This window comes from Kitasatospora sp. NPDC002551 (assembly GCF_040296005.1).
Taxonomy (GTDB): domain Bacteria; phylum Actinomycetota; class Actinomycetes; order Streptomycetales; family Streptomycetaceae; genus Kitasatospora.
Genome location: NZ_JBEOWI010000004.1, coordinates 194,873 through 208,263, shown reverse-complemented (window position 1 = coordinate 208,263; position 13,391 = coordinate 194,873). Strand labels below are relative to the sequence as shown.

Genomic DNA, 13,391 nt, shown 5'->3' with positions numbered 1-13,391 from the left:
AGGACGAAGCCCGGACCTCGGGCTTCGGACCTCGCAGTTCGGGCTTCGGAGTTCGGACGGGAGGAGGCCATCATGCGTCGCAGTGTCCGGCTCGACCGGCGGATCCAGGCCGGTGCCGCCCAGGTCTTCCTGGCGGTGCGCGGCGGCGAGCCGTCGTGGTCCGAACTCGGGACGCGGCTCGACGGCCTGCGGGCCGAGCGGTTCCTCGTCGTCACCGACGGCACCGCGCCCGAGGCCACCCTGGCCGCCGTCCGCGCGCTCGCCGCCGACCGGGCGCCCACCGCCGTGCACGACCTGCGCGACGGACCGCTGCCGGCCGCCGCCCGCGCCGGCGCCGTGGTCCTCGCCGTTGGCGGAGAACGCGCCTGCGGGCTCCCCGCCGAGGTGCGGGTGCCCACCGACCTGGCGGCCGCGTGCGGTCCCGCCCTGGCTCTGCACCGCCCCGTCCCGAACGCGCTGGTCTGGGTCCGGGCCGACCAGCTCGCCGCCCGCCCCGCCGCGTGGACCCGGGCCGGGACGGTCGCGGTCGTGCGCCACGTGCTCGCCGTCTGCCCCGCCCAGTACCCGACGCTCGCCGCCCTCCTCCACCCCGGGGCCCGGTACGACGAGCCGACGCTCACCGCCCTGATCGCCCTGTGCGCCGACGCGCGGGCCGCGCTGGTCTGCTTCGACCCCGACGAGACCGGCCCCGCGCTGGCCCTCGGCTACGGCCGGAGCCTCGCCGCCGCGGTGCGGGCCGTGGCCGGTCCCGACCTCGCCCCCGGCGACGCCGAGGCGCTCGGCCTGGTGCTCGCCGCCCGGGTGGCGGAGCGGCTCGGCCTGGCGGCCGGGGCCACCGGCTGGGCGCACCGGGACCTGCTGGCCCGCAACGGCTCGGCGACCGCCCTGCCCGGCGGCGTCGACGTGGACCGGCTCACCGTCGCGCTCGTCAACGCCGCCGCCCCCGGGCTGCTGCTGCTCGCCGACCTCGGGCGCCCGTACTGCGCCGACGGCAGGCTGCTGACCCGGGTGGACGCCGCGGTGCTGAGGGCCGCTGTCGAGGGCCTGGCCGACCCGGTGGGCACGGGCGTCCCGCGCAGCCGGGCCGCCGTCACCGAACCCGCCCTGGCCGGCGCCGTCCCGGCCGCCGGGTCCGGGTCGGGTGCGCTGTGAGGCGCCGGGGGCGCGGGCCCGGGCGCCGTCCGGGTGCCGTCCGGGCCGGGTCCGGGCCCAGGCCGGGAACGGGCCGGGCGCAGTCCGGGAACAGGACAGGACCGGGTCCCCGTGCGGCCGGGACGGCGGGCGGCCCACCGTGGAGAACAGATACGGCCCAGTACGGACCGCAGACACCAGAAGGAGCACCCGTCATGTCGGGCACCGTCATCACCGACCTCCGCCGCCGCGGCGCCGTCGACCCCACCCGGGTGCTGACCGGACCGCTGCGCGCCGTCGGACTGCAGTGGCTCGACCCGGGCCGCAGCGTCGAGATCACCGCCGAGGGTGTCGAACGCGCCCTGTACATCACGGCGGGCTCGGGCACCGCCACGGCGCCGGAGGCCGAGGCCGGGAACGAGGAGTCGGCGGAGGCCGACGCCGGGATCCCGCTGGTCGAGGGCACCGCCGTGACCCTGCCGCTCGGCGCGCGCACCGTGTTCACCGCCGGCACCGCCGGGCTCGAGTACTTCCACGCGGTGCTGGCCGTCGCCGGCCACCCGGGGCGGGCCATGGCCCACCCGGCGGCGGAACGGCCGGCAGCCGAACCGCCGGCCGCCGAACGCCCGGCCGCCGAACGCCCGGCCACCGAACGGCCGGCCGCCGAAGGCCCCGCCGCCGACCGGCCGGAGAGCGCGCGACCGGCCACCGGACAACCGGCGGCCGAACCCGCCGAACCCGCCGACCATCCCGACCGCCCCGACACCCCTCCGAGCACGAAGGGAGGCGAGCCAAGGTGATCGTCACCACCGCGACGGCCTCGGCCGCCGTCATCCTCGGCCCGAACGGCGAACGCGTGCGGCTGCGCTGCCTGGCACGCCGCTCCATGCTCGCCAGTGCCTGCGAGAGCTTCGACCACCTGCGGCTCAGCCCCGGCGCCCACCACGCGCTGCCGGGGCGGCCCGAGGGCGAGACCGTCCTGTTCGTGGCGCGCGGGTCCCTGCTCGTCGGACAGAACGCCGAGGAGCCGGACCACCTGGCCGTCGACGGCGACCTGCTGCTGGCGACCCGGGGCCGCACGCTGCTCCTGGAGGCCGGCCCGCTCGGGGCCGAGGTGCTCTGCCTCGCCCTGGCCGCGCCCCGCCGCACCACCGCGACCAGGCGCGCCCTGGCCCGGCGGCGCGCCGAACGGCGGAGCCGGCCATGACCGGCTCCGCCCCCGCCTTCGGCGAGGCCCCCGCCACCACGGCGGGGGCCCGCCGTTCGGGCGCCCGCGCCACCATGGCGGCGCTGCGCATCGAGGGCCCGCACCGCGTCGTGCTCGCCCGGGAACCCCGGCCGGCGCCGCCCGGACCGGACGCCGTCCTCGTGCGCACCTCCCTGGTCGGCCTGTGCGGCACCGACCTCGAACTCCTCCACGGCACCGCCGCGTACGTGCGCGACGGGCGGGCCCGCTACCCACTGGTCCCCGGCCACGAGTGGTGCGGCACCGTCACCGAAGTCGGCCGCGACGTCACCGAGTTCGCGCCCGGGGACCGGGTGGTGGGCCACACCATGGTGCACTGCGGCCTGTGCCGGATGTGCCGGCGCGGCCGCCGCCCGCTCTGCGAACGCCTCACCGAGGTCGGCCTCTACGGCCGCCCGGGTGCCGCCGCCGAGTACGTGGTGCTGCCGGAGCGCTCGCTGTCCCGGATCCCCGGCCAAGTGCCGGACCGGGCGGCGGTGTTGACCGAACCGGCGGTGACCGTGGTAGCCGGCCTCGAACGGGCCCGCTGCCGCCTCGGCGACCGGGTGATCGTCCTCGGCACCGGCACGATCGGCCTGCTCGCCGTCCAACTCGCCGCCCGGCTGGGCGAGTCGGTGGACGCCGTGGGCATCGACCCGGCCGGACGGCGGCTCGCGCTGCGCTGCGGCGCGCGCCACGCCCTGAGCCCCGAGCAGGCGCTCGCCGCCGGCCTCGCCCGGTACTCGCTCGCCGTCGAGGCGGCGGGCGCGGCTCAGGCGTTCGCGCTCGGCCTGGACCTGCTCGAACCGGGCGGCCGGCTCGCCGTGATCGGCGTGGCCGCCGGCCCGTGCCCCGACTTCGACCCGGGCCGGCTCGCCCTGCGCGGACTGGAGGTGATCGGCGTGCGGCACGGCCTGGACCACTACGACCGCACGCTGCGGCTCTTCCGCGACGGCGTGCTGACGGCCGAACCGCTGATCGCCGCCGTGCTGCCGCCGTCCGCCGGGGCGCAGGCCTTCCGGATGCTGGCGGGCGGGCGCAGCGGACCGCCCAAGGTACTCCTCGACTTCGGCCGCGCCGGCGACGAGCCCGGCCGCGCCGGCGACGCTCCGCCCGCCGCCCTCCCCACGGCTCCCCGACCCGCAGGCCCCGACCCCGACCGCGCCACAGCCACAGTTACCGAAGGAGATCTCGCGTGATCCTCGTACCCGCCGCCATCCCCCGGACGGCCCCCGTGTTCCGGCGGCTGATCGACCCGCGCCACCTGCCCACCGCGCACGGCGGACTGACCGTCGAGACCCTGCCGCCCGGCGTCCGCGTCGAGCACCACCCCTCCCGGGTGGGCGAGGCCGTGACCCTGGTGCTCTCCGGCGGTATCCGCTCGGCCGGGCGCGTGCTCGGCCCGGGCGAGGGCCTCTACCATCCGCCCGGCAGCGCCTGCGGACTCACCGCCCTGCCCGGCGCACCCGCCGCCGTGCTGACCGTCCGGCCCGTCGCGGTGCCCGGCGACCGGCCCGCGCTGCGCCCCCACCCCGTTCCGCTCGCGCCGCCCGGCCCGGCGGTGCCCGCCGCGCGCACCGGAGACGGCGCGCCGGTCGCGGGCTCGGCCGGCATGGCGGTGCGCTGGCTGGCCACCGGCGAGACGGTCGGCGCCCGCCGGCTCACCGTCGCCGCCTCGGTGTTCGGTGCCGGCGGCAGCCACGACCTGCACCGGCACCCGCGCGCCGACGAGTTCTTCCTCGTCCTGTCCGGCGCCGGCACCCACCTCACGGCGAGCACCGCCGTCCCGCTCCGCGCCGGGGACCTGGTGTTCGTCCCGGCCGGCGAGTGGCACGGCTTCCGGACCGGCCCGGCCGGCCCGACCGCCGCCCTCTACGGCTACCTGGGCGCGCCCAGCCTGGCCCTGGCCGGCTACCAGGTCCGCCCCGCCACCGTGCCGGAGGCCGGCCGATGAGCATCCCGGGACCGCACCACCGGCACCCCGACGGCGGCGCGTGGCCGCCCACCGTGGCGGTCGTCACCGGCGCCAGCTCCGGCATCGGCCGGGCCGCCGCCGTCGCCCTGGCCCGGGCCGGGCACGCGGTGGCGATCGGCTACCGCACCGACCGGGCCGCCGCCCGCCGCACGGCCGCGCTGGCCGGCGGGCGGACCATGCTGCTGCCGCTCGACCTCGCCGACCCGGCGGCCGCCGCGCGAGCCGTGCACGCGGCCGCCGAACAGCTCGGCGGGATCGACATCCTGGTCAACTCCGCCGGGATCAACCACCGTTCACCCGTCCTGGAGGAGAGCCTGGACGACTGGCGGCGGATCCTCGCCGTCGACCTCACCGGCCCCTTCGCCTGCGCCCAGGCCGCCGCCCGCCGGATGGTCGCCCAGGGGCGCGGCGGGCGGATCGTCAACGTCACCTCCGTCCACGAGTTCACCCCGATCCTGGGCGGCGCCGCCTACTGCGCGGCCAAGGGCGCGCTCGGCGGGCTCACCCGGGTGATGGCCCTGGAACTGGCGCCCCACGGGATCACCGTGAACGCCGTCAGCCCCGGCGAGACCGCCACCCGGATGAACGGCGTCCTCGACGACCGCGACCTCACCGGCCACCCCCGGCCCGGCATCCCGGTGGGCCGGCCGGGGCGGGCGGCCGAGGTCGCCGCCGCCATCGTCCACCTGACCGGCCCGGACGCCGCCTACACCACCGGCGTCTCGCTCACCGTCGACGGCGGCATGAGCCTGATGAGCGCGGTCGCCAACCAGCGCGACGCCGTCCACGAGAAGCCGTTCCGGCCCGAGGCCCCCGGAAGGAGCGCCCCATGACCGGCATCCCCGGCGCGCGCGCCGTGCACCACGTCGCCTACACCGTCCCCGACCTCGACCAGGCGGTGACGTTCTTCACCGACGTGCTCGGCGCGCGCCTGCTCTACCGGCTCGGACCGGTCGCCGCTCCTGACGGGGACGGCGACTGGATGACCCGCCAACTCGGCGTCCACCGCTCGGCGGTGGCGCACATCGCGATGCTGCGCCTCGGCCCGGTGAGCAATCTGGAGCTCTTCCAGTACACCACCCCGGACCAGCGCCGCGAGCAGCCCGCCAACAGCGACCTGGGCGGGCACCACCTCGCGATCGCCGTCGACGACGTGGACCGCGCCGTCGCCTACCTGCGGCGCCAGCCCGGCGTCGAGGTGCTGGGCGAACCGCAGACCGTCGCCGACGGCGGGCCGATCGACGGCGACCGCTGGGTGTACTTCCGCACGCCCTGGGGGCTCCAGCTGGAGGTGCTCGCCATGCCGCCCGGCATGCCCTACGAACGGTCCACCGCCGACCGACTGTTCACGCCCCGGGCCCCGTGGGACATCGCCGCCGCACGGCCGGGCGGGACGGATCCGGCATGATCGAGACCACCGCCGCCGTGGTGCGCGAGACCGGCGGGCCGTTCCGCCCGGAGACCGTCCGGCTGGACGGCCCGCGCGCGGACGAGGTCCTGGTCCGGATCCACGCCGTCGGGATCTGCCACACCGACCTGAGCGTGCGGGCCGGCCGCACGCCCGCGCCGCTGCCGGCCGTCCTCGGCCACGAGGGCGCGGGCACCGTCGCGGCGGTCGGCGAGGCCGTCACCCGGGTGCGGCCCGGCGACCGCGTCGTGCTGACCTTCGACTCCTGCGGTGCCTGCCCGCCCTGCCGGGACGGGCTGCCGGTGCGCTGCGACCACTGGGCCGCGCTCAACCTGTTCGGCGGCTTCCGGCCGGACGGCAGCGCCACCGTGCACGGCACGGGCCGCCACCGCGGCGCCGCGCTGCACGGCCACTTCTTCGGCCAGTCCTCCTTCGCCGGGTACGCGCTCGCCGACGAGCGCAACGCCGTGCCCGTCACCGGCCCGCCGGTGCCCTTCGAACTGCTGGCGCCGCTCGGCTGCGGCGTGCAGACCGGCGCGGGCGCGGTCCTCAACGTGCTGCGGCCCGAACCCGGCGACACCCTGGTGGTGTTCGGCGCCGGCGCGGTCGGGCTGGCCGCCGTCCTGGCGGCGCGCTCGACGCCGGTGGTGCGGATCGTCGCCGTCGACCTGCGCCCGGAGCGGCTCGCGCTGGCCCGCGGGCTCGGGGCCACCGACGCCGTGGACGCCCGCGCCGGGGACCCGGTGGCGGCGGTCCGCGAACTGACCGGCGGGCGCGGCGCGCAGCACACGCTGGAGACCAGCGGCAGCGTCCGCGCGCTGCGCCAGGCGGTGGAGGCGCTGGCCGTCGGGGGGACCTGCGGGGTGGTGGGCGCGCCGCCGGCCGGCAGCGAGGTGGGCCTGGACGTGCCCGGGCTGCTCGCCTGGGCTCCCCGGATCGTCGGGGTGAACCAGGGGGCGAGCGTGCCGGGCCGGTTCCTGCCGGTGCTGGTGGACCTGCTGCGCGCCGGACGGCTGCCGGTGGACCGGCTGGTGCGGACCTTCCCGTTCGCGGCGGTCGAGGAAGCGGCCGCGGCGGCGGAGTCGGGGGAGGTGGTGAAGCCGGTGCTGGTCCTGCGCTGAGCCGCTGAGCTGCACCGACGGGCCCGCCGTCGCGTCCGCCGTCCCGTTCTGGGACCGGAACGGGACGGCGGGCCCATGCGCCCGGGGCGCGGTGCCGTCCAGAGTGGGAGGCAGAGCGGTTGATCGGCTCGACCGCTCGGAGCTGAAGAATCTGGAGCCCCCCTCATGGCAACGAACACGGCATCGAAGGCGCTCGGCTTCGCGTCCGCAGTCGTCGGCATCGCCGCAGCCGCCGCGGTCGTCAAGAGCGCCGTCGCCGGTGCGGCGGCCAAGACCGCACCTGCGGCCGGCAGCCCGGCGGACGCCGAGCGCTGCAAGCCGGGTGAGAAGGACTGCAAGCACTGATCGTCCGCGATCGCCCTGCTTTTCGTCCTCGCCCGATACTCCGCCCATCTCCCCCCACCCGTCCCGCCCCCGGAGCCACCGGCACCGGGGGCGGGCTACGTGCCGGGCCGTGTGCGGGGTCGCGGCGCCGGGCGCGGGGCGCGGGGCCGCTCCGCGTACGGCTGACAGATGACAGTTGACAGAATCTGTTATCTGTTATCTGTCATCTGTCATCTGAAATCTGTCAGTTGTCAGCTGTCAGCCCACGGCCGTCAGCGCCCCGTGCCGCGCCCCTGCGAGGGGTGCCGGGGGAGGACCGCCAGCACCCGCGTGCCGCTCTCCCGCGAGAGCCGGTCGATGGTGCAGTGCCCGCCGATCTCGGCCGCCCGGTCCGCCATCGACCGCAGGCCTACCCCGGCCGCCGGATCCGCGTGGGCGGTACCCGCCTCATCCGCCTTCGGGTCCGGGGTGAGGACGGTGCCGGCCTGGGGGAGGCCGAGGCCGACCCCGTCGTCCTGGACGGTCAGCGTCAGGTACGCCTCGTCCGCCCGCAGCGCCACCTGGGCGTTCCGGGCGCGGGCGTGCCGCAGCACGTTGTTCAGCGCCTCGGCGGTGATCCGGTACGCGGCCACTTCGACGGCGGCGGGCAGCTCCGGCAGCGGGTCCGGTTGCAGCGCGGCACTGACGGCGAGCCCGTCGCTGCTGAACGAGGCCGCCAGGTGCTGGATGGCGCGGGTCAGGCCGAACTCGCCGAGCGGCGCGGGCCCGAGGCGGTCGGTGATCCGCCGCACCTCCTTGATCGTCATCGCCAGGTCGACCGAGATGTCCTGCAGCGTCCGCGCGATCGCCTCACTCCCCGCCCCGCTCCCTGCCGCGCCGTCGGCGGCGCTGTCGACGGCGTCGCCGGTCTCCGCCCCGCCTGCCTCGGCCCCGCCCGCCTCCGCCCCGGCCGCCGAGGCCGCGTTGTCGACCCGCAGCCGCAGCCCGGCCAGCGCCGGGCCGAGTCCGTCGTGGATGTCACGCCGCAGCCACCGCCGTTCCTCCTCGCGCGCCGCGACGATCTGCTCCCGGCTGGCCTGCAGGTCCTCCTGCAGCCGCAGGGAGGCGACGGCCGGCGAGGCCTGGTCGGCGAGCGAGCGCAGGATGTCGACGTCGCTGGGGTCCAACCGCTCCTCGCCCGCCCGCAGCCCGACCGTCAACTCCCCGATCACGGCGCCGTTGTGGACCAGCTCGAAGCCCCGCACCGGCCCGTCCAGGCGCCCCACCGCGGCCAGCGACCGCCGCCCGGCCCGGGTGGTGACCGCCAGCGCCACGCCCGGCAGCCGCAGCTCCTCCGCGACGGTGGTGCACAGCGCGGACGGCAGCCGCTCCGGATCGACCACCTGCCGGACCTGCCCGGCCAGCGTCCGCAGCACGTGGTAGGGCTGGGCGCGGTCGCCGTAGTAGAGCCGGTCCACCGCGCCCACGGCCCGCCGGGCGGCCCGCGGCAGGCACGCGCCCAGCACGAAGACCAGCGCGATCAGCACCAGCGCGGCGGCGCCCCGGCCGGGCACCAGCCACCCGGACAGCACCGCCGCGCACACCACGAACACCACGGTGAGCCCGGTGGCCAGCACCAGCCCGATCAGTACCGACCGGGCGGCGCGGTCCAGCCGCCACCCGCCGTCCCGCACCACCAGGAACGCCACCGCCACCGCCCAGACCGCGCCGGCCGCCGTGAACAGCGAGTAGCTCAGCCAGTACTCGTACTGGAAGCGGCGCGTGTAGTAGTCCTGCATGCCCGCCCAGAGCAGATAGGCGCCCAGCATGCCGGCGAGGTGCGCGCGCCGCCGGGGAGCGGCCCGGCGCAGCAGCCGTACCAGCAGCACGGCGGCCGCGATGCCGATCAGCAGGTAGTTGACCGGGTCGTAGAGGCTGTCCAGGTGCCCGGTGACCGAGCCGAAGAAGTTCGCGGGCCCGCTGTCGGCGAGCGGGTTGGGGTGCCCGAAGACGGTCGTGTTGTCCAGGAAGGACATCTGGTACGGAAGCACCCACAGGGTGACGGCGCCGATGTACCACCACCACCGGCTGGTGGTGAGCCGGGCGGCCGGCAGCCAGAGCGGCAGCACGTAGAACAGGGTCTGGCTGATCGTGTCGCACACCCCGCGCACCACGGCCGCCGCTCCCACGATCCCGGGGTCGGAGACCTCCACCCAGACGGGTGCGGCGACCGCGCTCGGCAGCATGGACGTCAGCGCGTAGACGAGCATCACCCAACCGAGCGGATTTCCCGGCCGGTGGGCGTGCAGCAGCATGCCCGCCCCCGCCGTCGGCAGCGCGTACAGCAGGATGGCCAACTGGTCCCGGGGCGCCTCGATGCCCGGGGAGCCCAGGTGCACCAGGACGTAGCAGACCCAGAGGGTGGCGACCACCAGGCAGAACACGGTGACCGCGGCGGCGCCGGTCAGGTGGCGCTGCGCGGCCGTACGGCGCGGTAGGCCCCCGGCGGGCGTGCGCGGCCGGGAGCGGGAGGGGATCACCGTGGTCATGGCACCGCCTAGGGACGGGTGGGGGGTCCACCGACGACCGGTCGCCGCGCCGGACGCGCTGTCTCCAGTCTCGGCCTCCCGCCGTCCCGGGCGCATGGGGCAGCGGTCTTGTCCGCCCCAGCCCCGCCCCGCCCCCGCCCCGGTCCCGCGCCGCCCGGCCCGGCCCGTCCCCGCCCCGGTCCCGCGCCGCCCGGCCCGCCGCGCGCGCCACGCAGGCCGCCACCAGGGCTGTCACGGAAAGTCACAAGCGCATCGCTGGTAGTGTCGGCCATGTGGATGAAGAACAGCCCGCCGAAGTCCCGCAGCGACCAGAGGACCGGTCGGAGGAGGAACCGCCGGCCGCGCCCGTGCGGGTCCTGATCGTCGACGACCATCCGCTGTTCCGCGAGGGTCTGAAGGTCGCCCTCGAAAGCGCCGAGGGCATCGTCGTCGTCGCCGAGGCCGAGCGCGTCGGCGACGTGCCGGAGGCGGTCGCCCGCCACCGTCCGGACGTCGTCGTGATGGACCTCTCGCTGCCGGACGGCTCCGGGCTGGAGGCCACCCGCCGGCTCTCCGCCGACCAGCCGGCCCCGCCCGTGCTGATGCTCACCATGGCCGACGACGACGGCAGCCTGCTCGCCGCTCTCCAGGCCGGGGCCCGCGGCTACCTGGTGAAGGGCGCCGGGCGCGAGGAGGTGCTGCACGCGGTGCGCACGGTCGCGGCCGGCGGGGCGGTGTTCGGCGCGGACGTCGCCGAGCGGATCACCACCCTGCTCGCCGGCGCCCGGGTGCGGGAGGCCGGCCAGCTCTTCCCGGCGCTCACCGCCCGCGAGGCGGAGGTGCTCGACCTGGTGGCGCGCGGACTGGACAACCGCCGGATCGCCCGGGAACTGGTGGTCGCGGAGAAGACCGTCCGTAACCACGTCACCCACATCTTCGAGAAGCTGCACGTCGCGACCCGGGCCGAGGCCGTCGCCCGCGCCCGGGACATGGGACTCGGCGACGGCTGACCCGCACCCGGCAGGCCCCCGCCGCCGCCCGGCCGCGCCCCGGGGCCGGGACCGGACCGCCGTCCCGCGCCGACGGGACGGCGGGACGCGCAGGATGCGGGGGAGGAGGCTTTCATGAGCGAACCGGCCGCCACCCCGGCCACCCCTCCGGCCCGGCACCCCGCCCCGCCGGCCCACCGGTCGACCACCCGGCCCACCAGCCCCGCCGGGCCGACCCGGTCCACCCGCCCGCGCAGCCCCGCGCGCCCACCGCTCCCCTCGGCGCCGGCGCCACGGCCCCCGGCCGCGCCCCGGCGCACCGTCCTCGGCCCGGCGGCCTGGACCTGCGGCGCGACCCTGCTCAGCGGGCTCGGCTGGGTCCTGCTCGCGGTCACCCACCCGAACGCCCCCTGGGCCTCGCCGTTCTACCTGCACGACGGCGAGACGGTCCTGCTCGGCTTCGCCTTCGCGCTCTCCGGGCTGCTCATCCTCGCCCACCGCGCCGCACCCGCCCCGGAGGGGACCACCCCGGGCCCCGCCGCCGGACCGCCGGCCGGCCGCAGCCTCGGCCGCTGCCTGCTCCTCGCCGGCCTCGGCGGCTGCCTGTCCCGCTTCACCCTCCTCGCCGCCGCGGTCACCGACGCCGGAGCGGTGGTGCAGGCCGTCGGCGCCGCCCTGCTGCTCGTCTCCGTCGCCCTGTTCATCTTCCTCTCCATCGCCCTCCCGCTCTGGCTGCCCGAGGGCCGGCTGCCCGGCGGGCCGGGCCGCGTGTTCGTCGCGGCCGTCGCGCTCTGGAGTGTCGTCCACGCGTGCGCCGTCCGCCTGCGCAGCCCGCTGCCCTACCACGGCGACGTCCTGGTGCCGCCCGGGCAGGGCCTGCCGCTGGACGAGTGGCACGCCACCCTGGTCGCCTGGGGCCTGGTCGCCACCAGCCTGGTCGTCGCCGCCGTCCGCTGGCGGCGCTCCGCCCGCCCGCACCGCAGCGTCACCGCCGTCCTGGTGCCCTACCTCGTCTGGCTGGTCACCACCAACATCGCGCTGCGGCTCGGCAGTTCGGAGAGCGTCGCGGCGGTCACCTACTTCGCCGGCTCCGCGCTGTGGATGCTCGGCGCGGTCGGCTACGCGTTCACCCGCGACCGCTCCCGCTACCTCGACCGGGCGACCCGCCGGATGCTCAGTGTCCTCGCCCTCACCGCCCTGCTGATCGCCGGCTACCTCGGCATCGCGCTGCTGCTGCGCCGCGCCCTGCCGCAGGCCAGCAGCGCCCCCGCGCAACTGCTCGCCGCCGGGGCGCTGGCCATCGGCGGACTGCTCGGACCCACCACCCGGTGGGTGGTGCGGGCCGTCGACCGCTTCTACTACGGAGACCGGGCCCGCCCCTACCAGGTGGTGCGGGCGCTCGCCGAGCGGCTGAGCCGCGCCGTCAGCCCCGCCGACGCGCCGCCCCTGCTCTGCGACACCGTGGTGAACGCGCTCGGCCTGCCCGGCGCCCGGGTCGTCCTGCACACCCGCACCGGACCGCACGAGGCCGCCTCCGTCGGCACCATCGGGCCCGCCGGCCAGGTGTTCCCGCTCAGCTACGAGGGCACGGTGATCGGCGACCTGTACGCGCCGCCGCGCGCCGGGCAGCCCGACCTCGACGCCCAGGACCACGAGGTGCTGCGCTTCCTCGCCGACCAGGCCGCGCCCGCGATCGCCTCGCTGCGGATGTACGAGGAACTGCAGCGCGGGCGGCGGCGGATCGTGCTCGCCCGCGAGGAGGAGCGCCGGCGGCTGCGGCACGACCTGCACGACGGCCTCGGGCCCAGCCTCTCCGGCCTGCGGCTCGGCGTCGACACCGCGCGGGCGGCCGTGCCCGCGGACTCCCCGGCGGCCCGCTCGCTGGTCGCGGTGTCGGCCGGGATCGGCCAGGCGATCGACGAACTGCGCAGGATCACCGAGGGGTTGGCCCCCGCCGCGCTGGCGGGGGAGGGGCTCGCGGTGGCGCTGCGGCGGCTGGTCGCGGACCTGGACGGGCCGCAGGTGCGGATCTCGCTGGTGCTGGACCCCGACCCGCCGCCCGCGCTGCCGGCCGCCGTCGAGGTGGCGGCGCTGCGGATCAGCGGCGAGGCCCTGCACAACGTGCTGCGCCACTCGGGGGCCGGCCGGGCCCGGCTGACCCTGCGGGTGCGGCCGGAGGCGGTGGTGCTGGAGATCTGGGACGACGGCTGCGGCTTCCCTGGGGGCCCGGCCAACGACACCGGCGCGGCGGACGCGGTGGACGGCGGGGAGGGGAGCGTGGCCGCGCGGCGCGCCGGAGCGGGCGTCGGGCTGCGCTCGATGGCGGAGCGCGCCGAGGAACTGGGCGGCCGGTTCACGACGGGCAACCACGACGGCGGCGCCGTCGTCCGGGTCGTGCTGCCCCGCACGCCCGAACAGCCATTGGTCGACGACTGACAACTGACGACTGACGGCCGTCGGGGCCGAGGCGGCGGACGGCTGACAGCTGACGACTGACAGATTTCAGCTGACAGATAACAGATAACAGATTTCAGATTCTGTCAGCTGTCAGCCGCCGCCGTGAGCCGCCGCCGTGAGCCGCCGGCATCCCCGCCGCCCCTTGACGGACTCCCCGGTTCGCCCAATCATCATGGTCGCGTCAACTTTTCGGCGCGGCCGGCGGCCCCACACCCCCTCAGTACCCCTCCGCCGCCCGCGAAGTGGCGCGCTTC

Annotated in this window: 12 protein-coding genes; 11 read left to right on the top strand and 1 reads right to left on the bottom strand. The window is 77.3% G+C overall.

Translation table 11 applies throughout. The features are described 5' to 3' along the window. The first annotated feature begins 72 nt into the window (after nt 1-72). The 9 genes from ABT093_RS06440 (at nt 73) to ABT093_RS06400 (ending at nt 7,205) form a co-directional block, all read left to right on the top strand. Nucleotides 73-1,152 carry a 3-dehydroquinate synthase family protein gene (locus tag ABT093_RS06440; protein ID WP_350560988.1) on the top strand — a complete coding sequence of 360 codons (1,080 nt, stop codon included), beginning with the start codon at nt 73-75 and terminating at the stop codon, nt 1,150-1,152. A gap of 194 nt (nt 1,153-1,346) precedes the next feature. After that, entirely contained in the window at nt 1,347-1,931 is a 585-nt protein-coding gene (locus ABT093_RS06435) for a hypothetical protein (protein ID WP_350560986.1), read from the top strand. After that, complete coding sequence (locus ABT093_RS06430) at nt 1,928-2,338, top strand: pirin family protein (RefSeq protein ID WP_350560984.1); 411 nt, start codon at nt 1,928-1,930, stop codon at nt 2,336-2,338. Before ABT093_RS06435 ends, ABT093_RS06430 begins: the two co-directional genes overlap by 4 nt. Next, a complete protein-coding gene (locus tag ABT093_RS06425; RefSeq protein ID WP_350560982.1) occupies nt 2,335-3,555 on the top strand; it encodes a zinc-dependent alcohol dehydrogenase in 1,221 nt (406 codons plus the stop codon). The genes ABT093_RS06430 and ABT093_RS06425 overlap by 4 nt, the downstream gene beginning before the upstream one ends. Then, on the top strand, nt 3,552-4,310 hold the full coding sequence (locus tag ABT093_RS06420) for a cupin domain-containing protein (RefSeq protein ID WP_350560980.1): 759 nt from the start codon (nt 3,552-3,554) through the stop codon (nt 4,308-4,310). Before ABT093_RS06425 ends, ABT093_RS06420 begins: the two co-directional genes overlap by 4 nt. After that, entirely contained in the window at nt 4,307-5,164 is an 858-nt protein-coding gene (locus tag ABT093_RS06415; RefSeq protein ID WP_350560978.1) for an SDR family oxidoreductase, read from the top strand. Before ABT093_RS06420 ends, ABT093_RS06415 begins: the two co-directional genes overlap by 4 nt. Then, a complete protein-coding gene (locus ABT093_RS06410; RefSeq protein WP_350560976.1) occupies nt 5,161-5,739 on the top strand; it encodes a VOC family protein in 579 nt (192 codons plus the stop codon). The genes ABT093_RS06415 and ABT093_RS06410 overlap by 4 nt, the downstream gene beginning before the upstream one ends. Continuing rightward, on the top strand, nt 5,736-6,860 hold the full coding sequence (locus ABT093_RS06405; RefSeq protein ID WP_350560974.1) for an NAD(P)-dependent alcohol dehydrogenase: 1,125 nt from the start codon (nt 5,736-5,738) through the stop codon (nt 6,858-6,860). The genes ABT093_RS06410 and ABT093_RS06405 overlap by 4 nt, the downstream gene beginning before the upstream one ends. A 165-nt stretch (nt 6,861-7,025) precedes the next feature. Next, nucleotides 7,026-7,205 carry a hypothetical protein gene (locus ABT093_RS06400; protein WP_350560972.1) on the top strand — a complete coding sequence of 60 codons (180 nt, stop codon included), beginning with the start codon at nt 7,026-7,028 and terminating at the stop codon, nt 7,203-7,205. 251 nt (nt 7,206-7,456) lie between these two features. On the opposite strand, the gene ABT093_RS06395 is transcribed toward ABT093_RS06400, so the two are convergent. Further along, on the bottom strand, nt 7,457-9,712 hold the full coding sequence (locus ABT093_RS06395; RefSeq protein ID WP_350560970.1) for a sensor histidine kinase: 2,256 nt from the start codon (nt 9,710-9,712) through the stop codon (nt 7,457-7,459). Nucleotides 9,713-10,059: 347 nt separating this feature from the next. Here ABT093_RS06395 and ABT093_RS06390 point away from each other — a divergent pair, with 347 nt between their 5' ends. After that, the gene (locus ABT093_RS06390; RefSeq protein ID WP_350561160.1) at nt 10,060-10,701 is read left to right on the top strand and encodes a response regulator; all 642 of its coding nucleotides are present in this window, start codon (nt 10,060-10,062) and stop codon (nt 10,699-10,701) included. Nucleotides 10,702-10,815: 114 nt separating this feature from the next. Further along, nucleotides 10,816-13,116, top strand: a complete 2,301-nt coding sequence (locus ABT093_RS06385) for a sensor histidine kinase (RefSeq protein WP_350560968.1) — start codon at nt 10,816-10,818, stop codon at nt 13,114-13,116. The last annotated feature ends 275 nt before the right edge of the window (nt 13,117-13,391 follow it).

Coding starts and splice junctions, on each gene's coding strand:
- ABT093_RS06435 (WP_350560986.1), top strand. CDS start 1,347: ATGTCGGGCACCGTCATCACCGACCTCCGCCGCCGCGGCGCCGTCGAC.
- ABT093_RS06415 (WP_350560978.1), top strand. CDS start 4,307: ATGAGCATCCCGGGACCGCACCACCGGCACCCCGACGGCGGCGCGTGG.
- ABT093_RS06405 (WP_350560974.1), top strand. CDS start 5,736: ATGATCGAGACCACCGCCGCCGTGGTGCGCGAGACCGGCGGGCCGTTC.
- ABT093_RS06395 (WP_350560970.1), bottom strand. CDS start 9,712: ATGACCACGGTGATCCCCTCCCGCTCCCGGCCGCGCACGCCCGCCGGG.
- ABT093_RS06440 (WP_350560988.1), top strand. CDS start 73: ATGCGTCGCAGTGTCCGGCTCGACCGGCGGATCCAGGCCGGTGCCGCC.
- ABT093_RS06385 (WP_350560968.1), top strand. CDS start 10,816: ATGAGCGAACCGGCCGCCACCCCGGCCACCCCTCCGGCCCGGCACCCC.
- ABT093_RS06400 (WP_350560972.1), top strand. CDS start 7,026: ATGGCAACGAACACGGCATCGAAGGCGCTCGGCTTCGCGTCCGCAGTC.
- ABT093_RS06425 (WP_350560982.1), top strand. CDS start 2,335: ATGACCGGCTCCGCCCCCGCCTTCGGCGAGGCCCCCGCCACCACGGCG.
- ABT093_RS06410 (WP_350560976.1), top strand. CDS start 5,161: ATGACCGGCATCCCCGGCGCGCGCGCCGTGCACCACGTCGCCTACACC.